This window comes from Exiguobacterium sp. H66 (genome assembly GCF_018618705.1).
In the GTDB taxonomy this organism is placed as follows: Bacteria; Bacillota; Bacilli; order Exiguobacteriales; family Exiguobacteriaceae; genus Exiguobacterium_A; species Exiguobacterium_A oxidotolerans.
Genome location: NZ_JACSMQ010000007.1, coordinates 46,699 through 70,906, shown reverse-complemented (window position 1 = coordinate 70,906; position 24,208 = coordinate 46,699). Strand labels below are relative to the sequence as shown.

Here is a 24,208-nt window from a genome sequence, read left to right as displayed (position 1 = left end):
TGATGCCTCCATTCTCTAAGTTAGATGAAGAGATTGACGTTTCCGTTTTCTGCGTCTGCGAGGTATGCTGCAACACCTGCGTATTCAATCCCCTCATGCAATTCTTCTTGTTTCAGACCAAGCAAGTCCATGGTCATCGTACAAGCGACAAGCTTTACGTCTTGTTCTTTTGCAAGTTCAATCAAATCCGGAAGTGGCATTGCGTTGTGTTTTTTCATGACGTTTTTGATCATTTTTTGACCGGCACCACCGAAGTTCATTTTCGAAAGTGGCATTTTATCGGCACCGCGTGGCATGAATTTACCAAACATTTTTTCGAGGAACGTTTTATCCGGTTGGATCGGTTCATCTTTACGCATCGCGTTTAATCCCCAGAACGTATGGAAAATCGTGACTTCGTGATCATACGCTGCTGCTCCATTTGCGATGATATATGCTGCCATCACCTTATCGTAATCTCCACTGAACAATACAATCGTTGTTTTTTTAACATCTGACATTTAACTAATTCCTCCGTCTACTTTTACCCATAGGGGTATAAATTATTCTAAAAAATTTTACCGGCTTTTTAAAAGCAATTGAACGGCTTCTGCAACAGCCTGTTCATGATTTTCTTCTGTCTCATCATTTTTGACACAACCGATGAGGTTTTCACTCACAACCAGTCCGATGACACGATCAATCGCGCTACGTGTCGCACTGAGCTGTGTGACGACATCCTTACAAGAAGCATCCTCTTTCATCATACGGACGATGCCATGTAGTTGTCCCTCAATCCGGTTCATTCGATGAATGATTCGATCTTCATATAATTTTTCCATTTGAAGACCACTCTCCTTTTTCTTGTGACGTTCGTCATACCTCGTTGGTACATTTCATACTTTAATACCTATGGGGGTATAAGTCAACGGAAAAGTTTTCTTTTTTTAATTCTGTTTGAATTCTTCCACTACCATCGCCATCCACTTCTCGGAAAGCCGCGTCGGTTGTCCCTTTAACGTCACGAATTGAAAAGTCCGCTTGTGAACCGGATCTTCGTTGTGAAGCCGGTAGTTTGCTGAATCGAGCATCTCTCCCGCCAACCGCTCGGAAATCATCGAAATACCCGTTCCATTTTCAATCAACTGTTTGACGAGACGATTCGAATGGACCGTAATGATACGTTGCGGAACGATATCATTCGTTGCTAACCAGGATTCGAGTGCTGCTCGCCCGGCGGACCCCTCCTCACGGTAAATGAATGTCGCCTCACTGAGGTCGAGTTCTCGTCGACCAATCACCCGGAGGCGATCGAATGTAAACGGCGTTACCTCAATTTGTGGTGCTTCGACAACTCCTTCGACTAGACCTAAATCAATTTCGTAATGAAGCACAGCTTGTTCGACTTGTTCCTGATTCATCAATTTCGCATCAATCACGACTTCCGGATACAGATTTACAAAACGATGGATCATTTTTTCGAGCATCGTTTCATAAATCGTATGTGTCGCAGCAATCTTCAAATGACCGCGGACAAGCCCCTCGAGTTCATCCATCTCTTGATCGAGTCGCTCCACTTGATGCAGGATTTCTTTCGCATGGCGATAAACCAATTGTCCGGCTTCTGATATTTCAATCGTCTTATTAAAGGAATGCCGGTGAATCAACGCTTGTCCAAAATGCGTTTCTAACCGTTTTAAATGCAGACTGACCGTTGGTTGTGAAATATAGAGTTGTTCTGCTGTCTTCGTAAAGTGTTTCGTTTCAACTAATGAAATAAACGTTCTTAGTTCGTGGAGACGCATTCTTTTCCCTCCTCATTAACTTTTATAATCATTTACATCAGTATAATCTATTTTCTTAATCAATCATCACTCTGTACAGTAAAGATAGATTAAGTACAAAAGAAAGAAGGGTTTACTGCATGGAATTCATCCTGTTTATACTTTTAGGGTCAACAATTGGTATTTTATCCGGCTTTTTCGGAATCGGCGGAGGAATTATTTTAACTCCCCTCTTATTAATCCTCGGTTATCCACCCAGTACCGCGATCGTCCTCAGTCTGTTATTGACACTCGGTTCGACCGTGACCGGGACGGTATCCCATATGCGTCTGAAAAATTTTCATGTCCGTGATGCGTTAGCCGTCGGATTATCCGGGATCGTCGGTTCTGCCGTCATCACGCCGGTCGTCTTTTGGCTCGAACAACGGACCGGAGCCGATGCGATGATTTCTGCCCTCTACATCGTCTTGTTGACGTGGTTCGCGATTCAGTTCTTAAAACCATCGAAACGAAAACCAGTCGAAGGACATATCACACAAGCGAATCTTTATAAATTGATCGTCATCGGGTTTGCTGCCGGGATTCTCTCCTCCCTCATGGGGGTCAGTGGTGGCTTCCTGCTTACGCCACTCTTGATGGGCTGGGTCCGCTTCCCACTCAAACAAGCCATCGGCACGAGCATCGCCTCGGCGACACTGATTGTCCTCGGCGGTGTCACCAGTTATCTTGCTTCCGGTACCGAAGCTCCGCTTTATCTCGGAATTGCTTTAATCGTCGGTGCGTTTATCGGCTCTCCGATTGGTGCTTCCTTGCTTCATCTGTTTGAAGATCGTTTCGTCCGGAAGAGTCTTGGCATCTTTTACGCCGTCGTCGCCGTCAGTGTCATCTTGAAAGTCTTAGGGCAGGAAACAGGATCGCTCATCTTGCTCGGCATCTTTACGATTGGGCTATTGCTTCTATTTTTCTATCAAAAAGTAAGAAGTAGACATTCCTAGGACATGAGTCTTTTTGAATCGCGTCCAAAAGGAAAAACAATCTTCATAACCCTTTATCTGCAAACTAAAGAAACTGCCCTCAGCGGACAGTTTCTTTTTTGATTTTTTCAGGCTTCATGATCTTCGCCTCTTTTTTCTGCCGCATCCGTTCTGCGTTCATCAATCCACCGAGCATCAAAACAACGGAGGATAAATAAAACCAGGTCATCAAGACGATGATTCCTGCGAGCTGACCGTAGAGACGATTGTAACTCCCAAACTCCGCATAGTACGAGAAGACTTCCGATACGACCTGCCAGGCAATCGTCGTAAATAATGCCCCCGGGAGTACTTGACGAATCGTCAAACGGACACTCGGTAAAATGCGATACAACAATACAAAGAACACAAATAGAAACAAGGAACCGAGCCCCCAGCGGAATACAAACCAAATGGACGAATAGTCCGCTGCAACATCCGCGATGAGTGCAAAATGATTGATGAAGCGTCGGGCCAATTTCTCGGCGACCGGAACAAGTAGCGAAAACGGCAAGATGAACATCATCCCAATCGTAAATCCGAAGTCTTGTAATAAGCCCCGCCAAAACGGCACTTTCCTTGTCACCTCGAGGGCATCATTGAGGGACCGGACGAGCGACTGGACCGACATCGAGGCGAGCCAAAAGGCTGCGACGAAGCTAATCGAAGCAAGTTTCAATCCCCCTTCGTCAAAAATCCCTACGACATTTCGGCGAATTAAATCATAGGTTTCCGCTGGTGCGAAAGGACGAATCAAATCAAGGACTTCACCGGAAGTGAATGGTAAAAAAGATACTAATCCGACAACGAATAATAAGAATGGAAATAAGGACAACATCAAATAATAGGCCAGCTGTGCCGACTTATCGAAAAAAGCTTCGCCAAAAAAGCGAATAAAAACCGGTTTGACTAAAGACATGCCAAGTTCCTCACTTTCGATTGATTCTCTTATCTATCCCCCTTCCCTCTCCCACTTAATCTGTGAACGTCTTTTGAACGTATCAAAAAACGGACAATTGCTATGAGTTGGCGCTTCCTCCATTCACCTTGTACACTAGAATAAGAAACTCTGTCGCTTTGGATGAAGAAAGGACTCAAACGCCGTGCAACATTTACTAGACGAAGCAGAACGCTTCTTGACGACTTATATAGAAGAGACACCACATACACAAAATCGTTTGAACGACGTGCGCGATGAAATTTTACGAACGGGAAGCTATACACAAACAACGGACGAATTGACGTTCGGGGCTAAACTTGCTTGGCGTAACAGCAATCGGTGTATCGGACGGCTCTTTTGGGATCAACTGCACGTCATCGATGCCCGTGCGGCGACAACGATCGAAGCGATTCGAGACGCGTTGTTCCACCACATTCGCCACGCTACCAATGAGGGACGGATCCGTTCGACAATCACGATTTTCCATCCGCAACGTGTCCGCGTCCTCAACCATCAATTGATTCGTTACGCCGGCTACGAAACGGCCGACGGCGTACTTGGTGATCCTGCATCCACTGCTTTCACGAAACAATGTCAGGCACTTGGGTGGACGGGACAGGGGACCGCCTTTGATATTTTACCGCTGTTGGTTGAACTCGATGGTCAAGTAACACTCCATGAGATTCCACAAGAACTGATTCTTGAAGTTACAATCATCCATCCCGACTATGATTTGTTCGCAGGACGCGACATCAAGTGGTACGCCGTCCCGATGATTTCCGATATGCGTCTTGAAATCGGCGGCATTTCGTACCCGTGTGCTCCGTTCAATGGCTGGTATATGGGAACTGAAATTGGAGCCCGTAACCTTGCTGACGCGGACCGTTATAATCTCTTACCGCTTGTCGCTGAACAACTTGGTCTGAACACGTCCCGTGAGCGCGCCTTATGGAAAGACCGGGCCCTCGTCGAACTCAATGTCGCCGTCCTCGAATCCTTCGAGCGGTCCGGAGTGACGATTGTCGATCATCATACGGCGGCCAAACAATTCGCCCGGTTCGAAAAAAATGAAGCCACTTGCGGTCGCGACGTCACTGGAGAATGGTCGTGGCTCGTCCCGCCGATGAGCGGAGCAGCGACACATGTCTTCCATAAAGATTATGACAATGCGTTACAGCGACCGAACTTTTTCCCGAAACAGACGCAAGCCACGGGATGCCCGTTCCACCAGGAGGTGCCGCGGTGAATTACGTCAAATCCATCCGTGATTTAGTCGGACCCACTCCACTAATTTTAGTCGGTGCCGTCGTCCTCGTCATTAAGGAAGGTCAGATTTTACTCGAACAACGAAATGAAGAACAAGCACGCTTCGGTCTTCCGGGTGGTCTCATGGAATGGGAAGAATCGACGGAAGAGACGGCCCGACGCGAATTATTCGAAGAAACCGGACTCGTCGCGGATACGCTCAAGCTGCTCGGTGTCTACTCCGGTAAAAATTACGTCACGACACTCGCGAACGGGGATGTCTTTCAAAGTGTCACCCTCGCATACGTTGCGTCCGATACTTCCGGCACACTCCGTGTCAGTGATGAAAGTGTTGCATTGACGTATGTGTCACTGACGGACTTGCCGGATAACATCGTCGGTTCGCATCTTCTGATGATTCAAGATTATATAGCAAGTATTTCTTCATAAATTCATTCTTAGAGACGAGGCATTTTCCAATGATGAACAAAATTATGCTTATCATGCTGGGTGGCACTGGAATCTTATTCGTAATTTTCGCCATCCTCGTCATGATCAGCTTATGGACATGACAAATAGCCATTCGTTCCAAAGTAGTGCTTGCTACTTGCGAACGATGGCTATTTTTTTCGTTAACGAATGGCTTTACTCATGACGAATTGTTTTAAATCACGCTGTACCCATCCTTCTGCACGCAATGTTTCCCAGACGAGTGGATTCGTCGACTGCAATTGATACGTCGTTCCACTCAAACGTCGGGTCGCTTCCGTTGCGATGCGTGCGACCTCCGATTCTTCTGTCAAGATGGCAAAAATCGAGTCGTTTGAAGCAGCGATGAATGCTCCATCCAGTTCATAATAGGTGGCCTTTCTATATTTCATCACGCCCGGATCTTGTTGCCAAATGTATTCGCCTTGTTGGGCGTATCTCCGTTCAAATGCCACTTCATCAATCTCAACGAGTGGATTCACCTGGTTCGGTTCATCGCGCTGAAAATAACCGAGTTCATGGTCTTGGCGGTAGCCAAGCTGGTGATACAAATCAATTGCAGGTGTATTACCTTGGATGACTTCAAGCATGAGTCGATCGACTTCCAGCTCTTTCGCATAACTTAGTTGAGCCTCGTATAATGCTTTTGCGATGCCGAGACGGCGATACTGCGGATCTACTCCAAGCCCGCCACACCGCATGACTTGCTCTTTTTTAATTTTCTTGAGGCCGTTCAGCCATAACCCGACAGGTCGTTCTCCATGGAAGGCGACAAACGAGTGTTCCAATTGATTGGCATCTCGCGTCAAAATCCGTTCCTGAAACACTTCAAGTGACAAACCGAGCGGAATCATGTAATCACTGAACCCTTCTTGCATCGCGTTGTAGGCAGATTCTAAATCAGGATTTCTTTTAATATGAATCATATGTAATCCCTCCTCTTCTCTCTTCAATCGTTCGACTTTTTACAAGATGTTTCCTGCACTTGTTTCCAACAAAAAAATCACCCCCGATGAAATCGAGAGTGATCATGTACTTAATTTAATTTCGAACGGCTTCTTCCGTAACCGAAGTAGACAAGCAAACCAATCGCCGTCCAGATGAAGAACGCAATCCACGTAAAGGTTTGGAGATTCAACATTAACATGATACACGCGAGGACCGATAAAATCGGGAGAACCGGGACGAACGGGACTTTGAACGCCCGTTTTAAGTCCGGACGCGTCCGACGCAAGATGATGACGGCGATTAACGCGAACGCAGCGAGTGTCCCGATGTTAATCAATTCCGCCAACGTACCGAGCGGGACGAATCCAGCAATCAAACCAGAAGCGGTACCGAGAATCCAAGTCGCCTTGACCGGTGTATACGATTTTTCATTGACGTCCGAGAAAACTTTCGGTAATAATCCATCACGACTCATCGCAAACAACAGACGGACGAGACCAAATGTCATGACAAGAATAACTGTCGTCATCCCGACGATGGCTCCAATCCGGCAACCCAGTTTTGACCTGCGACTTTCAACGCAAGCGAAACCGGACTATCGACACCTTCAAATTGTTTGAACGGGACGATTCCGACCATGATTGCAGAGACGACGATGAACAAGATGACGACGGCGACTTTAACGAGTACCATCACGTTATTGACGCGTTTTGTTTCCTTGATTCCAAGTGACAACAAGAACGTAATGACCATCAAAATTAAGAATGCCGGTAAGTTAAAGAACGTTTCACTGCCAGGTACCGCGCCCGGTGCCGCACGGAGCGCCGTCGGAAGTTCAATGCCGAATTCCGATAACAACGACTGGAAGTAACCTGACCACCCTGTCGCGACGGCACTCGAAGCCAGACCGTATCCTAAAATTAAACACCACCTGATGATCCAGGCAACGAGTTCGCCAATCGTAGCGTAGGTGTATGTATATACACTACCCGAGACAGGAATCATCGAGGAAAATTCGGCATAACAGAGGGCGACTAACGCACAAACGATGGCTGAAATAATGAATGAGACCGGTAATGCTGGACCTGCGTATAAGGCGCCTGTTCCTATTAAAACGAAAATACCTGTACCAATGATGGCACCGATTCCGAGTAAAAAACTCCTTCGCATACTAGCGAAGGAGTTACACGTTACTTACGGACGATCGTTTGGATGATCAAGATTTGGTCCACGATTTCCATCTGGGTCAATCGGATAATCATCCTGTTGTGCCAAATCATTTTCAGGAAGCGCACCTTTTGGCTTACCGTGCGTCGGTTTCTCATCAGTCGATTCCGTCGAACGGGAAGCACGTGGGGCACGGTCTGGCGTGACATCATCTGCTGCTTTCGAAGCTGCACCTTTAGCCGCTTCTTTCAGGCTTGGCTTAGGAGCTGATGGAGTTCGGTCCGAAGCAAGACTCGACGTATCAAGCTCTGTCTCTTCTGCTTTCTTCTCGAGACGATCAAGGTAGCGCGAAGCATTATCGCGACCACCTAAACCAAAGGCGAGGCCGAAGGCAAGGGCGGCTGCTCCGAGAATCAAGATGAAGGCCGAGTTGACGATCGTCGCTGCGACCCCAAGTTGATCGAGTGCCATGAAGATCGCGAGGGCTAAAATCGCATAACGTGCAACATTCGATAGGACTTTAAGATCAGAACTGCCGAACAAACTATCCATCGCGCGTTTGACCAAGTTACTGACGATAATCCCGATTGCGAGAATGACAATCGCCGTCAAGACACTCGGAAGGAAGGCAAGGACAGCTCGTCCAAGATCGACCATGAAGTTCAGACCAATCAGGTTAAAGGCTTCGACGACGAACAGGACGACGATGATAATCTCAACGAGAGCACCGACGAGTGAAGAAGGTGACATCGACGTATTGTTAGCATCCCAGTTTCCAATTTTCAAGTGACGTGTCAAATTGTTAAAACCGAGTCGGACGAGAAGGTCGGTGACGAATTTTTTTACGAATCGTCCAACATAGACACCGACGAGAATCAAGACGACGCCGATTACAATGTTCGGAATCATTCCGAGGACATCGTTTAGCATGTTGATTGCTGGTGCACTGATTCCTTCGATGTTCAGTTGATCAAGTGCTGAAATCGTGATCGGAATCAAAATCAAGATGAAGACGACTGTCCCGAGAATTGACGAGACCGATTTTGAATCTTTTTGATTGTCTGTCCCGATGTTAAAACGGGAAGCAAATTTATCCGTCCCAATCGCATGAAGGAAGTTCGTCACGATATCGCGGACAATTTTTGCGACCAAGAACCCAACTAGCAAAATAGCTGCTGCTGCGATTAGTCGTGGGATGAAGCTTAAGAACGAGGATAACAGTTGACTGAACGGTTCCGAAACACTGTCAATGTTGAGGGCATCAAGTACACCTGGTAGGAAAATCAATAAAACCAAGTAGAAGACGATATCCCCGGCAATTTTTGGATAGTTCGATAGATCGGCTTGTCCTTGTAACATCTTGTTTGAACGAACCTTTTCGTTCGCCATCAACTTTGTTCCACCTTTGACGATGACCATCCGTAAGACGACGGCAATAATATAGGCGAACAGTAGAACGAGTGCAGCTTTTAAGATGTTCGGAATTGCCGCAAGCAGCGTGCTCATTGTGTCTGCGAGTGGTGCTGCAATGATGCCAAGATTAAGAATGTTGAACACTAAAATTAGTACAAAAACCATTAAGACCCAAAAAATAACTGTTCCAACGACTTTTTCTGGTGTCCATTTCTTTTTCTTCGTTGTCGCTTCAGCTGACTTTTCTGGCATCAACTTCTTGACGACACCTGACTTTTCTAGTGCCTTTTGAATGCCGTTCGCAATTAATTTTGCGATCAGCCAACCAATTAGGAACACAAGTAGTGCACCTAATATGTTACCAAGAACACCGAACATTCCGTTCAGGTTTAGCGAAGTATCGTTCCACATATTGTTCATCCTGTCACACTCCTTTTTTAAAAAATGGATTATCGGCATACCTTTACATCTATCATTTCCCCCTGTTGTGAATGAAGTAAACACGCTTTCAGTCAAATTGACAGACAATTCAAGAAACACTAAAAAACGGATGACCCTCGCGAGAATCATCCGTTTCGACATTGTTTATTTGATTAACGTGACGTTGCCTTTCCGGCGACGGTCTGATCGTGTAAGACGTCTTCAATCGCTGCATACCCGCCATCGATGTTAATGACATTCTTCACACCGAGTGATTGGAGGACGCTGACCGCCATCCGTGACCGGACCCCTGACGCACAGTGGACGGCGATCGGTTGGTCGCTCGGAAGCTCTTCATGACGTGACGCAAGTTTTCCGAGTAAAATCCGGTGAGCCTGTTCATAATGGCTCTCCTCCCACTCTGTTTTATTTCGGACGTCAAGGACGTAGACGTCACCGGCTTCAGCTACTGCGATGGCTTTGTCTGCTGTCCAGTCCGGATAACTTTCTGTTAACTGACTCGCTGTCAGTTTTTCGACATCAATCAATGTCACGAAACGATCCAGTCCGATCGATTGTAAATCCGTTTGAATCGTTTCCAGTTGATCCGTTGCTGCGAGAATCGCGATATCCTGATTGAAATCGACTAACCAGCCTGCCCAGGCGACGAATTTCGAATTGTAGGGAATGTTGATTGTCCCCGGTACATGTCCGGCACCAAATGTTTTTCCGTCTCGTGTATCGACGACTTGCATCGTCTTGACGAGTTCTTCCACCGTGTTCGCTTCAGCAAGGCGTGGACGATCAACTTCTGTCGTCACGACAATGCCTTCTTTGTTGACTTTTTTCATCATCGCAAAGTAGTTCGGTGGTTCTGGTTGATCCGTTGTTAATTCTTTAACAAATGCCGCTTCATCCTCCATCCGGAGTGCCCAGTTCGTCACTTTTTCGTAGCCGACCGTCGATGTCGGAACAGCACCGAGGGCTTTCCCGCACGCGCTTCCTGCACCGTGTCCCGGCCAGACTTGTGTGAAGTCAGGCAGTTGTTTGAAGCGTTTCAAGGACTGGAACATTTGCTTCGCACCGAGGGCTGTCGTTCCTTGAATACCGGCTGCTTCTTCCAGTAAATCCGGACGTCCGATATCGCCGACGAAAACGAAGTCACCTGTGAAAATCCCCATCGGAACTGTCTGATCACGATCGTATAAGACAAACGAGATGTGTTCCGGCGTATGACCTGGTGTATGCATGACTTCAAGCGTCACATTCCCGACTTTGAACGTCTCCCCGTCTTTGACGAGACGGGCATCAATCTCTGAAGCAAAACCATACTTCCAAGAAGCATCGCCTTCGTTTGATAGATAAGCTGTCGTTCCGAGACGCTTCGCGAATTCGCGTGTCCCAGAGACGAAATCGGCATGAATGTGTGTTTCCGCCGTCGCCGAAATTCGAAGCCCTTCTTTTTCCGCTTCTTTGAGATACGGTTCGATGTTTCGTGCCGGATCGATGACGATCGCTTCCCCTGTCTTCTGGCACCCTACCATATATGAAGCTTGTGCTAATTTTTCATCATAGAAATAGCGTAATAACATAACGATTCCTCCTTTAGTTGAATGGTCGTACCCGATTGATCGTTGCTTAGCGTGTGACGTTTCCTTCCCAGCTCATCATTCCGCCGTCGACGTTCGTGACGTCGAAGCCTGCTTGTTCCAAATACATCGAAGCATTCATACTCCGTCCACCCGATAAACAAATGACGTGGAGCGGTTGAGAGGCATCCAGTTCAGCCGTGCGTTCCGTCAATTCAGATAATGGAACATTTTTAGCCTGTTCGATATGACCGCCTGCGTATTCATCCGTTTCGCGGACATCAATCAACTGGATTGATGCATCCGTTTGAAGTGTTTGTTCAAGTTCAGTCGTCGACATGTTTTTCATGAAGTTTCTCTCCTTTTGTTGCCCGTTCGGCAAAATGATTTCTGCCCACAATATACCCCCTGCGGTATCAAAAATCAAGGGAAAGGATTATTCCGACAAAAAAAGCAGCCCCTCTCCTCGAGGAACTGCTTCATTTCTTACGATCCTGTCATACGACTTCTTTTTCGGAAAACTGGCTGTTGTAGAGGTCCGCATAGAAACCATCTGCTTTTAGCAACGCTTCATGCGTTCCTTGTTCAATAACACGCCCTTGATCCATGACGAGGATGAGGTCCGCATCTTTAATCGTCGACAGGCGGTGGGCGATGACGAAACTCGTCCGTCCGTCCATCAAGCGTTGCATCGCCTGCTGGATGAATATTTCCGTCCGCGTATCGACGCTCGACGTCGCTTCATCCAAAATCATGATCGGTGGATCGGCGAGAACCGCACGGGCAATCGTCAACAATTGTTTTTGTCCTTGTGAGATGTTCGAGGCCTCTTCGTTCAAGACCGTCTCATACCCGTCCGGTAACGTCCGGATGAAGTGATCGGCATGGGCTGCTTTTGCCGCATCGATAATTTCTTCTTCCGATGCTCCGACTTTCCCGTAAGCTAAATTATCGCGGATCGTCCCGTTAAAGAGCCACGTATCTTGTAAGACCATCCCGAAGGTCGTCCGTAAGTCTTCCCGGGACATGTCACGTGTGTCGATTCCGTCAATCCGGATCGCACCACCGTTTAATTCATAGAAACGCATCAACAGGTTGATTAAGGTCGTTTTCCCGGCACCGGTCGGACCGACGATTGCGACGGTTTGTCCCGGTCGGACATCGATGTTCATGTCTTCAATCAAGAGGTCTTTTCCGTAACCGAAGTCGACGTGTTCAAACGCGACGGCACCTTTCGCACGCGCGAGATGATGCGTTGTCACTTCTTTGATTTCCTCTTCTTCATCTAACAATTCAAAAACACGTTCTGCTGCTGCGACCGTCGACTGGACGATATTTGCGATGTTCGCCGTCTGCGTGATCGGTTGTGTGAATTGTCGGGTATACGTGATGAAGGCTTGAATGTCCCCGATCGAGATACTGCGTTGCGTCACTAAAATCCCGCCGACGACACTGATCAAGACATAACTGATGTTCCCGATGAACATCATCATCGGCATGATGATGCCGGAAATGAACTGCGCTTTTCGTCCGGCATCATACAGCTGTTCATTGACGTCGTCAAACTCTGCGACGGCTTTCCGTTCGTGACCGAACGCCTTGACGACCGGATGTCCCGTATACATCTCTTCGACGTGGCCATTCAGCTGACCAAGCGTCCGTTGTTGATCAGCAAAATATTTCTGTGACCTTTTTAAAATCGGACGGATCGCAAAAATCGATAACGGTAACGTCACGAGTGAAATCAGCGTCAAGAGCGGACTGATCGTCAGCATCATGATTAAGATCCCGACGATCGTGACGATTGACGTAATGAACGATGTGACACTTTGTTGGAGCGTACTCCCGATTGTATCGATATCGTTCGTCACCCGGCTGAGCGTTTCCCCGTTCGGTCGTCCGTCATAATACTTCAGCGGTAATCGCTCAAGTTTCTGATTGACGTCCTCCCGTAAGTCATACACCGTTTTTTGGGCGACGCTCGACATGATGTATTGCTGAATGTAACTAAATATACTACTGATGACGTAAAGTCCTGCGAGCAGTAACAAAATCTGACCAATCTTCGTAAAGTCGATTTCAGCGCCCGGCACCCCTTGGAACTTCGCATACGCCCCTTCGAACAGTTCTGTAATCGCTGTCCCCATGATTTTTGGTCCTGCGATCATAAAGACCGTACTGAGAATCGCGGCGACAAACACAGCAATCAGTGCCGTCCGCCGTGGTTTTAAATAGGCGAGTAACCGACGGAACGTCGCTTTGAAGTCTTTCGGTTTCTCCCCCATCATCATCATGTTTCCACCGCCGGGACCGCCACCCGGTCCACCCGGAGGTCCGCCGGCAGGTCGTTTCGTTGTCTGACTCATGCGATTTCCTCCTCTGACAGTTGGGATTTGACGATTTCTTGATAGACATCGTTTGTTGCGTACAGTTCGTCGTGCGTGCCGATTCCTGCGACGCGCCCTTCTTCAAGAACGATGATTTGATCCGCATCCATGACCGTACTGACACGTTGGGCGACAATCAGAACGGTCGCTTGACGCGTTTCTTCTTTTAATGCTTTTCGGAGTGTCGCGTCCGTCTTGAAGTCGAGGGCGGAGAAGCTGTCATCGAACACATAAAGGTCGGGTTTCCGGACGAGCGCCCGGGCAATCGAAAGCCGTTGTTTTTGGCCACCGGAAACGTTTGATCCGCCTTGTTCAATCACGGAATCGTACCGGTCCGGCATCCGTTCGATGAAGTCGTTCGCTTGGGCGACACGCGCTGCATGTTCGATTTCTTCTAATGATGCATCCTGTTTTCCGAAACGGATGTTGTCCGCAATCGATCCCGTGAACAATAGGGCTTTTTGTGGCACGAAGCCGATTTTCGAACGTAATTCCTCTTGCGGGACGTCACGACTGTCGACGCCGTTGACTTGGATGCTGCCACTCGTTACGTCGTAAAAACGGGGAATCAAATTGACGAGCGTCGATTTCCCGGCACCGGTTCCGCCGATGACAGCGGTGATTTCACCAGGACGTGCTTTGAAGCTGATATCCGACAGCACCGGCGCTTCCGCACCCGGATAGCTGAACGTCACGTGATCGAAGACGAGCGTGCCCGGCTCACGGTCTGCTGAAGCGGTTCCTTCATCGACCATCGTCGGTGTCATCTCGAGGACTTCATTAATCCGTTTCGCCGAGACCGCAGCACGGGGAATCATGACGAACATGACGGATGCCATGACGAGGGCGAACATAATTTGCATGACGTATTGGATGAACGCCATCAGGTCACCGATTTGCATGCCGCCGTTATTAATCCGGATCCCACCGAACCAAATGACGCCGACGACCGTCAAGTTCATCACGAGCATCATTGTCGGCATCAAAAATGCCATGATCTTATTGACCTTAATCGAGACGTCCGTTAAGTCCGCATTGGCTTGCGTCAAACGGACTTTTTCTTCTTTCTCCCGGTTGAAGGCACGAATGACACGTATGCCTGTCAAATTCTCGCGTAAGACGAGATTTAACCGGTCGAGTCGTTTTTGGACTTGTCCGAACAGCGGCACCCCTTTCCATAAAATCAACAAAATCGAGACAACGAGGACGGGCATCGCGGCGACGATGACGAGTGATAGTTTCGCATCCTTTGAGACCGCCATGATTAGACCACCAATGAACATGATTGGTGCACTGACGACCATCCGTAACATCATGATGACGACTTGTTGGACTTGTGTGATGTCGTTCGTCGTCCGTGTAATCAGCGACGCTGTTCCGACCTGGTCGAACTCTTGCAGTGAAAAACGTTCGACGTGGTTAAAGACTTTCCGGCGAATGTCACGCCCAAGTCCCATCGCCGCTTTTGATGAATAATAACTTGCGGCAATTGCAGCTGTCGCACCGAGTGCCGTGATGCCCAGCATGACCGCACCGATTTTCCAGATGTAGCCTGTATCCCCGACGACAACGCCTTTATCGATGATGTCTGCCATCAAAGTCGGTAAATACAAATCGGACATCGACTGGGCGAAGACGAGGACCAATACGGCGAGGACCGCCCATTTATAGACTTTTAGATTTTTGAGTAACTTAATCACGTGTACAACCTCCGTTTCCTGGCGGGAGAATCTCTTTCATGCCACGGGCAATGATGTCATGGGTCGCAAGCATCTGCTCGAAGGCTTCCGGATCAATCGTTTCCAAAATTTTCTCGAGGCGTTGTTGCATCCCGGTTTCTTGTTGTTTCATCTCTTGAACGAAACGTTCTCCTTGTTCACTAAGCGACAAAATCACTTCGCGCCGATTTTGTTCGTTCGTCTCGCGGATAATCCAGCCGGACTGCACCAGTCCTTCGATCGATTGACTGAGCGTACTTTTCGGTAAGTGGGTCTGTGCTGCCAAATCTTTTTGGGTAATCGGTCCGCGCGGTGCAATCGTCATTAAACTATGAAATTGCGGCATACTGAGTCCATTTTCCTGTGCCGTCTGATGGGCAAAACGCATCAAGTGACGCTGGATGTTCCAAAACGATCTCATCATCGTTGCCGATCGTAAATTTTCCTGCTGTTCTGTTTCCATGGATTCAACTCCTTTGTTCAATTTCGAATCGTTCCATTTGGAATGATTATCTATGTAAACTAAACTACGCCGATTCATTCGTAAAGTCAACTAAATAACAATGTGAAAATGCACATAATATTTTTAGCAAATTCAACGAGTGACCACAGATTATGAATACACAAAAAAACGACCATTTCTCTACCTAGAAATGGTCGTTCTCTATAGTTCACTCCGGCTCCACATGGACATGAATGTCGTAGACGCCATATTCGTCCGTCAACGTATCTTCGACTCGTGTCGCGATATCATGGGCTTGGTGGATGTTGAGTGTCGAATTGACGAGAATCACGACATCGACGACTTCATTATTGCCGTAGTTCCGTCCTTTAATCGACTTGATTCCTTTGACACCTTCGAGGTCAAAAATCACGTCCTCATACATCTTCAGCTTTTGTTCATCAAAGCCGTCCGTCAGTTCGTGGGAAGCTTCCGAGAAAATGTCCCATGCCGTTTTACAGATTAAGAAACCGACGATGATCGCCGTCACGATATCAAGCCACGGCATCCCGAACTGGGAACCGATGATTCCAATCGATGCTCCGATACTGACCCAGGCATCCGACCGATTATCTTTCGCCGCTGCCATGACAGCCTTGCTGTCAATTTCTTCAGACAGTTTGCGGTTATACCGATAGACAAAATACATGACGACTGCCGAACCGATTCCGACATAGGCAGCTACGATATCTGGAGATTCTTGTTTTCCTTCAAATAAACTTGAAATCGTATCAATCAACACTTGGAGACCGACCGCCATCATAATGAAAGAAGCGACCATCGACGCAATCGTCTCACTTTTCCAGTGACCGTATTTGTGATTGTCATCTGCCGGACGACGGGAAATCCGTAATCCGATTAACACAGCAATCGATGCGATGATATCCGTCGTATTGTTCAAACCATCTGCCCGTAAAGCGGCAGAATCCGCTGAATAGCCGACAAGCAGCTTAATTACGGATAATAGGATATAGGCTGCAATGCTAATCATCGCACCGCGTTCGCCCCGTTTTAGATTATCGAATTTTTGTTCGTCCATCATTCCGCCCGCCCCCACTTACTCGCTTAATTCCGAAAACTTATCGTAGCAGTTCAATACAAGTGGGTCTAGAGAAATCATTTTGTTTATAACTAGATAATTAATAAATGACCAATTTTGTTTCCCATAGGCAAACTAACTCAAACCTTAATATCCCAACATTCTTGAACAAAAAAACCGCTTACATCTCTTGAACAACCAACTTTTTTGCGGAAATTTATTGAACAAAAAAAGCATAATCCGTGCATCTTCGTACTAGAGTCAGTAGACTAAAGACAAACGATCATACTATAGGGGGATTTACACATGAGTAACTACATCAAGAGTGAAGACACGTTCAAAGAGTTAATCGCAAGCGATACACCCGTCATCATCAAGTTCGAAGCCGACTGGTGCCCGGACTGCAAACGGATGGACTACTTCATGCCGGACGTCGAGTCACAATTTAAAGAACTTCCAATTTATACGATCGATAAAGATGAGTTCCCGGAAATCGCATCCGATAATGTCGTCATGGGAATTCCAAGTTTACTCGTTTTCCAAAACAACGAGAAGCTTGGTCACTTGCATAGCGCCAACGCAAAAACACCAGGAGAAGTGGCAGACTTCCTCAAAAAGAACTTCAACTAAACGCATGAAGCCCCACTTTCCATTCAGGAGAGCGGGGCTTTTTTTAGCGTTCGCAGGCGATGCCGTCTTTGTCACGGTCTTTTGACTTATTGAGATTATACGTCGCTAAGCTTACATGTTGGGCGTACTTTGTTTTCTTATAAATGGCTTTCCCATTTTTATCGTAACCCGTTCGGTTTTTCAAACCCTTTTTCTTCGAGACGCCACCTTTATACGTTTTTTGCATCTCCGTACAGTTTTTAAATGCCTTCGCCTTAGTCGCTGCGTCACTTTGACCAGATGTAGCGCTAAGTAATGAAATACTAAGTACACCTGTCATGACAATCTTTAATGCTTTTTTCATCAGGTTACCTCCGTTTCTAAAAAACCAAATCTTAGTGATAATTTGATTATAATAGATTTCTTTAGAAATAGTTTCCTATTTTTAAAATTTAGAGATATGACTTATCTGACAGTTCAAAAGACAAAAAAAGACCCGCTTCATAATGAAGCGGGCCCTAGCGTGTAGACAAACGCTTATTAAGTGTGAACATGCCGATTTGAGACGGATTGCGCCTCGCCCGAGGAAAGCAACGAATAAAGACGATTTATCTCCCGATAGCACATCGTTCGTTGTCTACAGTCTGAGACCCGCTTCGTTATGAAGCGAGCCTTTATTTGTAATTACTACTTAGTAACGTAACCGTTCAATCTGGATTTTTTTATACCGTAAGCTTAAACCGAAGGCGATCAAGAGATAGAGGGAACCAATTAAAAATGAAAAATCACCATATGGAATTGCAGTAAAGGCATTCCAACCAAACATCGGCACGACAAACAGAACATACAGTGGATATTGGATTCCTGACATCATGTCAAACCACGTCTGATCCCAAAGGTGATTCTCAAACAATGTAATCAAATAGACGACCATCCCGCCGATGAAACCAAAACGAAGATAGTTAAACAGAAAACGGATGAGCGATGTGTTTTTAAGGATGAGGATTGATCCCATCAAGAAAGCAAACCAGCCAATCGACGTAAGAATTTGTACTATACCAATCGAACCATCCGGATAAATTCCGGCTGGCCAGCCGTTCAATATAATCGAAACGAGTAATAGCGTACAAAAAAGTACGAGATAAGACTTTGTTCCCCTCGGCATTTTCAAATTCCTCCATTACTTTTGATATGAACTAGTATTCGACGCCCCTTTCGTCAAACCTTCCATAAAAAGTAAAAATATTTAATCACATAACAAACGAGCCCTAACAGGTCAGGGCTCGTCCGGTTTATTTTACTTCCAGCTTCACATCATCAATCATCACGTCATGCGCCTCAAACGGAGAGCCTGCCGCTTTTCCAAGCAAGAACTTTAGACCAGCTGTATCGTCTTGTCCCATCGTGAACTCGTACTGGTACGTGTTCACCGTCGGACTGACTGCTACGACCTGACTGAAGTAGCGTGTATACGCCTCATTTTCGACCGTCACTTCGAGCGGCCGTGCAACCGTCGACGACGCCTTAAACGTCAACTGGTACGTCTGTCCTTTGACGAGCGCTAAGTTCCCTTGTTCCAGTAAGACGCTCCATGGCTCCTGTCCTTCTGAAGCAATCGCGATTTTTGCAGCTTCATTCACCGTCGAGACGACCGCTTGTGCATCATAATGAACGTAGGAACTCCAGAAGTTCAGCCCTTCCGTGAACGAGCCGTTTTTTAACGGCGACTTGTCGATCTCGATCGGCGTCGTGTCAAAGAGTTCAACATCATCGATGGTCACTTCCCCTTTCTCTGATCCAAGAATGAACTGGAGACGACTTTTTAAATCCGTCGCTTCTGTCATCGTAAACGGTACTTCAAACGTCTCCATCTTACCGCTCAGCGCAATCCGTTGTTTCGGCAAGTAAGCCGTCGTTCCTGTCGCATCCGTCAACTGAACGTCCATCTTGTTCACTCGTTTTGCTGCTGCTTTGAAACGCAGCACATATTGATGGTCTTTTACGAGTTGTACGCCTTGTTGCGACAGTGTCGCGTTTTGTCCTTTTTTCGTATTCGTTTTGAATGTGAAGACGCGTGTTACCGGGTCGACCGATCCCGTCCCCTTCGTTTTCCCGGCATCAAACTGCCAGTACGTCAAATGATCCATCGCCCCTTGGTCAAACGTCCCGTTGTAGATTTGATTGCCGTCCGGTAAAGCCGGTTTTGTTGCCGCTTCATCGATTTCACCGCGTGGAATCTGTTCGACACGGACGTTACCGATTTTCACACCAGCCTGTTCAAGACCGAGATTGAACTCGAGCCGGGCCGCAAGATCCGTTTCACCCGTCATGTCGAACGTAAACGTGTAAGGCTTGACGGTCGTCGTTAAATCGATTGATTCTTCATTCGAGTATTTCGTATAACCGCGTTCAGCACCACCACCGACTTTGACCACCATCTTCCGCACCTGGTCGCTACTCGCGTCGAAGCTGACTTGATAACGGCCACCTTGTGCGAGCGACACGTTTTGAATCAATTGGTGCGAGTATGTCTGTGCCCCAGGCTTTGTGATCATCACGTCAGCAAAACGTGTTCCGTCCTGCTCCGTCACGTCGACTGATCCCGTGCCGCCAAAGTCAGGCAACGTCACATAGTTCCAGTAGGTCGGATCAAGTGTCTGCGCGCCGTCCGTAATCGCCTTAATCGCTTTTTCGTACGCTTGGTCATAGACGAGGTTTCCGTCTTCAAGCGGTTGCTTCGCCTCGGCCGGCAACGTCACGTCTTCATAGACCGGCTCGACCGGATCCCGGTAGGCGCGGTTCTTCAGGTCATAGACCCGGACGTAATCAACTTCCATTTCAGCCGGGAACTTCGTCTTCGCATCGACTTCCCCGTCGAACCAGCCGCCGACTGCGAGGTTCATCACGAGATAGAAGTTTTGGTCGAACGGTGCCGGATAACTGTAGTTCGTCGCCGTATTTTTTCCTTTGCTGTACCAATCGTTTTGTGTCTGATAGAGGTTTCCGTCGACGTACCAACGGAGTTCACCCGGCTCCCACTCGACGGCATATGTATGCCACTGGTCAATCCGTTCACCTTCCGGGAAATGATAATCCTTGCCGGTATATTTATTGTTCGGCCAATTTTCGCCGTAATGGATCGTCCCCGCGACCTTTTCAGGCTGACTGCCCCAGGATTCCATCACATCGATTTCACCGGATGATGCCCAGGCACCGTACTTGTCCTGCTCCGGCAACATCCAAAATGCCGGCCATAACCCTTTTCCCGTCGGCAGCTTCGCTTTGATTTCGTAACGGCCGTACGTCTTGCTGAACAATCCCTTTGTCTTCAATTTTGCCGAAGTGTAGTCATAACTTCCGAAGGCGTCCGTCGTCTTTTCCTGTTTTGCGCGGATGACGAGTTTTCCGTCCCGGATGAAGGCATTGTCTTTTTTGTCGGTGTAATACTGTTTTTCGTTATTTCCCCAACCGGATGAAACGCCGTTCCCGTCCGCATCGACGATCCAGTTTCCCGTGTCGTAGTTCCATTTCGTCCGGTCAAGTTGTTGTTTCGTAAACTCATCCGACCAGACCATTTTCCATTTCGTATTGTCCTTTTTGTCCGCTTTCTCGGCATGACCGGTTCCGGCATATGACAGAACAAGTCCAGTTCCAAGGGCGACTGCGAGCCATTTCTTCATCTAAAATCCTCCTTTGACAAAAAACAGGCAAGACCGATGTAATTCGACCTTGCCTGCGACTGAGTTACGCTTCCTGTGAGAGTGTTGCTTTATGTGTCTGGATGACATCGGCATACCAATGCGCGCTGTCCTTCCATGTCCGTTCCTGTGTTTCGAAATCGACGTAGATGATGCCGAATCGTTTGTCATACCCGAAGCCCCATTCGAAGTTATCGAGCAGCGACCAAAGATAGTAGCCTTCGATGTTCATGCCCTCATCGTTCAAGTCGGAGACTGCCTGCAAATGTTGCGCAACATAGTCGATCCGGTTTTGGTCATGGACACGACCATCGACGAGTTGATCGTCGAACGCTGCCCCGTTCTCCGTGATGAAGATCGGGAGTGACGTATATTCCGCGCGAAGGCGACGAATCAAGTCCTTGAACTCGTTTGGTGCGATGTCCCAGCCCATGCCCGTCTTGTCGTAGTCCGAGTACGCATCTTTGTGCAGGAAGTCATTCGCGGCACTGAACTCAACTAAGTTCCGGCTGTAGAAGTTGATTCCGAAGAAGTCACAGGCAACTGAAATCGTTGCCATGTCGCCTTCTTGGATGAAGTCGTACGTATGGACGTATTTTGAGAACAGGTTCATCATGTCGACCGGATACTGTCCCTTGAAGATTGGATCAAGGAACCAGCGATTGGCGTACCCGTCAGCGTTGTTCATCGCCAACTGATCATTGACGGAATCCGTCTTCGCGTACTTCGGTGCGAGATTCAATGTGATGCCGATCGGTGTCGCCGAATTAAACTCCCCTTTGAGCAGTTCGACCGCTTTCCCGTGTGACAACAACATGTGGTGAACGGCACGGACGGCTTCGTTCATGTCCGTGTGACCAGGTGCATGGTGTCCGAGGTGGTAGCTGAGGAAGCCGGCACACCACGGTTCATTGTGCGTGATCCACGAATCAACGATGTCGTCGAGTTCTTCGAAGCAAACACGGGCGAAGTCGAGGAACCAGTCGACCGAGTCACGGTTGACCCAGCCACCCTCGTCGTATGCCCACATCGGTAAATCCCAGTGGTAGAGCGTGACGGCCGGTTTAATCCCTTCTTCGCGTAAGCGTGTCGCGAGTGTCCGGTAAAATGCCATGCCTTCCGGGTTGTAGTGACCTTTCGCCGGGAAGATCCGTGGCCAGGCAATCGAGAAGCGGTACGTGTCGACGCCTAACTGTTTGATGTGCTGGATGTCTTCTTCAAAGCGGTGGTAATGGTCGCAGGCGACATCCCCGTTGTGTTTTTCGAAAACTTTTCCGTCCGTATCGCAGAACGTATCCCAAATTGATGGTGTCCGTCCCCCCTCGTCGTGTGCGCCCTCGATTTGATACGAAGACGTGGCCGTTCCGAAGACGAAGTTTGATGCAAATTTCATACGCGTACTCCCCTTTAACTAACAGATTATTCTTTGACGGCACCAGCAGAGATGCTGCTGACGATGTATTTCGATAGGAACAAGAAAGCGATCATGATTGGGACGACGGAAATCGCGATTCCAAGATAAAGTGCCCCTAAGTTTTCTGCGACTTGTGAACCTTTCAAGAAGCCCATCAAGACCGGTAACGTGTACTTTTCTGGTGAGAACAACAGGACGAGCGGCATGATGTAGTTGTTCCACGAACCGATGAACGTAAAGATCGACATCGTCGCGATCGCCGGCATCATCATTGGCAAGGCGATCGTATGGAAGATACGCCATTCGCTTGCACCATCCATTCGCGCCGCCTCAATCAAACTTGGGTGCATGACGGTCTGTAAATACTGACGGACGAAGAAGACCGTGAATGGACTGGCAATCGCCGGAACGATCAGCGGGATGAAGCTGTCGAGAATACCTAAATTCTTACTGAGTTCGTAGAACCCGATCAATCCGAGTTGTCCCGGAATCATCATCATGACGAGCATGAAGACGAACAGGACGTTTTTTCCTTTGAACTGATAAAAAGCAAATCCGAACGCTGTCATCGCTGAGAAGTAACCCGACAAGACAGTGACGAGGACGGCGATGATCAGACTGTTCTTGAAGCCGGACCAGATGTTGACGTAGGAGCTTAGCGCCGCATAGTTCTCAGCGAGCGAGTTGCCGGGAATCAAGGAGAAACCGGACAGGACTTCTTCGTTCGACCGGGTCGCGTTGATGATCATCATCAAAAATGGAATGATACAGGCGATGGTTAAAGCAATCAGGCTGACATAGATCAGGCTCTTGCCGAACCAGGCTTTTTTCTGTTTCGGTGGTGCCAACTTCAGCGGACGTTCTGAACGCTCCGGTTGTTCCTCCGTTTGCGGGACGATCCGCCGTGCTTCTGCATTTCGTTCCATCGGTCAGGCTCCTTTCGGTGAACGTTCTTTTCGGAACATCCCTTTGAAGACGATGATTGAAAAGACGAGCGTGATAGCAAACAATCCGTAGGCGACGGCAGCAGCGTAGCCATAGTTGTTGTACTTAAAGGCTTGGTTGTAGAGATAGAGGACCATCGTGTTCAAGGCACCATCCGGCGCACCGACACCGTCCGTGATCAACATCGGGAGATCAAACAGTTGCAGTCCGCCGATCAAGGACGTGATCATGATGTACAGTAAAATCGGTTTTAGCAGCGGCAACGTGATCCGCGAGAAAATTTGCCAGCGTGTCGCACCATCAATCAAGGCCGCTTCAAAATAATCTTTCGAGATTCCGGATACGCCGGCCATGACGACGATGAACGAGTGACCAAGCCACATCCAGGTCAGGATGAGCGAAACGGAAATCTGGGCTGTGACCGGTTGTGTCAACCAGTTGATTGGGTCGGAAATGATTCCGACTTTCATCAACATCATATTGAGTGATCCGTGTTGCCAGTCGAGTAAAATCCCGAACAACAAGGCAACCGAGCTGATCGTGATTAAGTTCGGCAGGTAGAACGTCGCCCGGAAAAAGGCGAGTCCTTTTAGTTTCAACTGTAAATCCGAGAAGAGTAAGGCAAGTAATAACGCCCCGCCGATTTGTAAGAGGAAATTCAGTCCCCAAATCTTGATCGTATTGAAGAATGCTTCAATGAAATACGTATCACCGAGCAAACGCGTATAGTTCGCGAGTCCGACGAGTTGTTCGCCTTCTGCGCCTGTGTAGTTCGTGAAACTGTAATAGAACGTCAACGCGACCGGATAGATGCTGAAGATCAAGAAGACGATCCAAAACGGTGCGATGAACAGATAACCATGGCGATCGAGTTTTTTCACAGGTCAAACCCCTTTCTTAAACAAGAAG

The 24,208-nt window shown here is 47.8% G+C and carries 22 protein-coding genes and 1 pseudogene; 4 read left to right on the top strand and 19 right to left on the bottom strand.

The window, feature by feature from the left end; all coding sequences use genetic code 11:
- Window positions 1–20: 20 nt before the first annotated feature.
- The 3 genes from KNP88_RS11980 to KNP88_RS11970 form a co-directional block, all read right to left on the bottom strand.
- Complete coding sequence (locus tag KNP88_RS11980) at window positions 21–500, bottom strand: DsrE/DsrF/DrsH-like family protein (RefSeq protein WP_214893941.1); 480 nt, start codon at window positions 498–500, stop codon at window positions 21–23.
- Between the two features lie 57 nt (window positions 501–557).
- The gene (locus KNP88_RS11975; RefSeq protein WP_029332497.1) at window positions 558–821 is read right to left on the bottom strand and encodes a metal-sensitive transcriptional regulator; all 264 of its coding nucleotides are present in this window, start codon (window positions 819–821) and stop codon (window positions 558–560) included.
- Window positions 822–926: 105 nt separating this feature from the next.
- Window positions 927–1,784 carry a LysR family transcriptional regulator gene (locus KNP88_RS11970; protein ID WP_214808726.1) on the bottom strand — a complete coding sequence of 286 codons (858 nt, stop codon included), beginning with the start codon at window positions 1,782–1,784 and terminating at the stop codon, window positions 927–929.
- A 119-nt stretch (window positions 1,785–1,903) separates the two neighbouring features.
- On the opposite strand from KNP88_RS11970, the gene KNP88_RS11965 reads away from it, so the two are divergent.
- Window positions 1,904–2,758, top strand: coding sequence for a sulfite exporter TauE/SafE family protein (locus KNP88_RS11965; protein WP_214893939.1), 855 nt, complete (start codon window positions 1,904–1,906; stop codon window positions 2,756–2,758).
- 79 nt (window positions 2,759–2,837) lie between these two features.
- On the opposite strand, the gene KNP88_RS11960 is transcribed toward KNP88_RS11965, so the two are convergent.
- The gene (locus tag KNP88_RS11960; RefSeq protein WP_088836176.1) at window positions 2,838–3,695 is read right to left on the bottom strand and encodes a YihY/virulence factor BrkB family protein; all 858 of its coding nucleotides are present in this window, start codon (window positions 3,693–3,695) and stop codon (window positions 2,838–2,840) included.
- Between the two features lie 184 nt (window positions 3,696–3,879).
- Here KNP88_RS11960 and KNP88_RS11955 point away from each other — a divergent pair, with 184 nt between their 5' ends.
- Window positions 3,880–4,962 (top strand): nitric oxide synthase oxygenase, encoded by a 1,083-nt coding sequence (locus KNP88_RS11955; protein WP_214893937.1) that lies wholly within the window; start codon window positions 3,880–3,882, stop codon window positions 4,960–4,962.
- Window positions 4,959–5,411, top strand: a complete 453-nt coding sequence (locus tag KNP88_RS11950; protein ID WP_353048791.1) for an NUDIX hydrolase — start codon at window positions 4,959–4,961, stop codon at window positions 5,409–5,411. Before KNP88_RS11955 ends, KNP88_RS11950 begins: the two co-directional genes overlap by 4 nt.
- 182 nt (window positions 5,412–5,593) lie before the next feature.
- Here the strand turns inward: KNP88_RS11950 and KNP88_RS11945 are convergent, their stop codons facing one another.
- The 9 genes and pseudogenes from KNP88_RS11945 to KNP88_RS11905 all read right to left on the bottom strand — a co-directional run bounded on the left by KNP88_RS11945 (window position 5,594) and on the right by KNP88_RS11905 (window position 16,633).
- A complete protein-coding gene (locus KNP88_RS11945; protein WP_214893932.1) occupies window positions 5,594–6,376 on the bottom strand; it encodes a GNAT family N-acetyltransferase in 783 nt (260 codons plus the stop codon).
- 110 nt (window positions 6,377–6,486) lie between these two features.
- Window positions 6,487–7,553 (bottom strand): annotated as a pseudogene (locus KNP88_RS11940) (amino acid permease); the annotation flags it as partial.
- 39 nt (window positions 7,554–7,592) lie between these two features.
- Complete coding sequence (locus tag KNP88_RS11935; RefSeq protein WP_214767271.1) at window positions 7,593–9,398, bottom strand: mechanosensitive ion channel; 1,806 nt, start codon at window positions 9,396–9,398, stop codon at window positions 7,593–7,595.
- Between the two features lie 173 nt (window positions 9,399–9,571).
- A complete protein-coding gene (locus KNP88_RS11930) occupies window positions 9,572–10,990 on the bottom strand; it encodes an MBL fold metallo-hydrolase (RefSeq protein WP_214893930.1) in 1,419 nt (472 codons plus the stop codon).
- A gap of 46 nt (window positions 10,991–11,036) precedes the next feature.
- Window positions 11,037–11,336, bottom strand: coding sequence for a rhodanese-like domain-containing protein (locus KNP88_RS11925; protein ID WP_088836170.1), 300 nt, complete (start codon window positions 11,334–11,336; stop codon window positions 11,037–11,039).
- A 148-nt stretch (window positions 11,337–11,484) separates the two neighbouring features.
- The gene (locus KNP88_RS11920; RefSeq protein ID WP_214893928.1) at window positions 11,485–13,353 is read right to left on the bottom strand and encodes an ABC transporter ATP-binding protein; all 1,869 of its coding nucleotides are present in this window, start codon (window positions 13,351–13,353) and stop codon (window positions 11,485–11,487) included.
- Complete coding sequence (locus KNP88_RS11915) at window positions 13,350–15,074, bottom strand: ABC transporter ATP-binding protein (protein WP_214893926.1); 1,725 nt, start codon at window positions 15,072–15,074, stop codon at window positions 13,350–13,352. Before KNP88_RS11915 ends, KNP88_RS11920 begins: the two co-directional genes overlap by 4 nt.
- Complete coding sequence (locus tag KNP88_RS11910) at window positions 15,067–15,555, bottom strand: MarR family winged helix-turn-helix transcriptional regulator (protein WP_214805559.1); 489 nt, start codon at window positions 15,553–15,555, stop codon at window positions 15,067–15,069. Before KNP88_RS11910 ends, KNP88_RS11915 begins: the two co-directional genes overlap by 8 nt.
- A 208-nt stretch (window positions 15,556–15,763) precedes the next feature.
- Window positions 15,764–16,633: a cation diffusion facilitator family transporter gene (locus tag KNP88_RS11905; RefSeq protein WP_088838402.1), complete on the bottom strand. Its 870-nt coding sequence runs from the start codon at window positions 16,631–16,633 to the stop codon at window positions 15,764–15,766.
- Window positions 16,634–16,939: 306 nt separating this feature from the next.
- On the opposite strand from KNP88_RS11905, the gene KNP88_RS11900 reads away from it, so the two are divergent.
- Complete coding sequence (locus KNP88_RS11900) at window positions 16,940–17,263, top strand: thioredoxin family protein (RefSeq protein WP_214893924.1); 324 nt, start codon at window positions 16,940–16,942, stop codon at window positions 17,261–17,263.
- A gap of 43 nt (window positions 17,264–17,306) precedes the next feature.
- On the opposite strand, the gene KNP88_RS11895 is transcribed toward KNP88_RS11900, so the two are convergent.
- From KNP88_RS11895 to KNP88_RS11870, 6 genes are all read right to left on the bottom strand, one after another.
- The gene (locus KNP88_RS11895) at window positions 17,307–17,606 is read right to left on the bottom strand and encodes an excalibur calcium-binding domain-containing protein (protein WP_088836165.1); all 300 of its coding nucleotides are present in this window, start codon (window positions 17,604–17,606) and stop codon (window positions 17,307–17,309) included.
- Between the two features lie 327 nt (window positions 17,607–17,933).
- Complete coding sequence (locus tag KNP88_RS11890; RefSeq protein WP_214893922.1) at window positions 17,934–18,407, bottom strand: hypothetical protein; 474 nt, start codon at window positions 18,405–18,407, stop codon at window positions 17,934–17,936.
- A 127-nt stretch (window positions 18,408–18,534) separates the two neighbouring features.
- Window positions 18,535–20,922, bottom strand: a complete 2,388-nt coding sequence (locus KNP88_RS11885) for a carbohydrate binding domain-containing protein (RefSeq protein ID WP_214893921.1) — start codon at window positions 20,920–20,922, stop codon at window positions 18,535–18,537.
- Between the two features lie 64 nt (window positions 20,923–20,986).
- The gene (locus KNP88_RS11880; RefSeq protein WP_214893920.1) at window positions 20,987–22,333 is read right to left on the bottom strand and encodes a GH1 family beta-glucosidase; all 1,347 of its coding nucleotides are present in this window, start codon (window positions 22,331–22,333) and stop codon (window positions 20,987–20,989) included.
- A gap of 26 nt (window positions 22,334–22,359) precedes the next feature.
- Window positions 22,360–23,280 carry a carbohydrate ABC transporter permease gene (locus tag KNP88_RS11875; RefSeq protein ID WP_214808707.1) on the bottom strand — a complete coding sequence of 307 codons (921 nt, stop codon included), beginning with the start codon at window positions 23,278–23,280 and terminating at the stop codon, window positions 22,360–22,362.
- 3 nt (window positions 23,281–23,283) lie between these two features.
- Window positions 23,284–24,180: a carbohydrate ABC transporter permease gene (locus tag KNP88_RS11870; protein ID WP_214893919.1), complete on the bottom strand. Its 897-nt coding sequence runs from the start codon at window positions 24,178–24,180 to the stop codon at window positions 23,284–23,286.
- Between the last annotated feature and the right edge of the window lie 28 nt (window positions 24,181–24,208).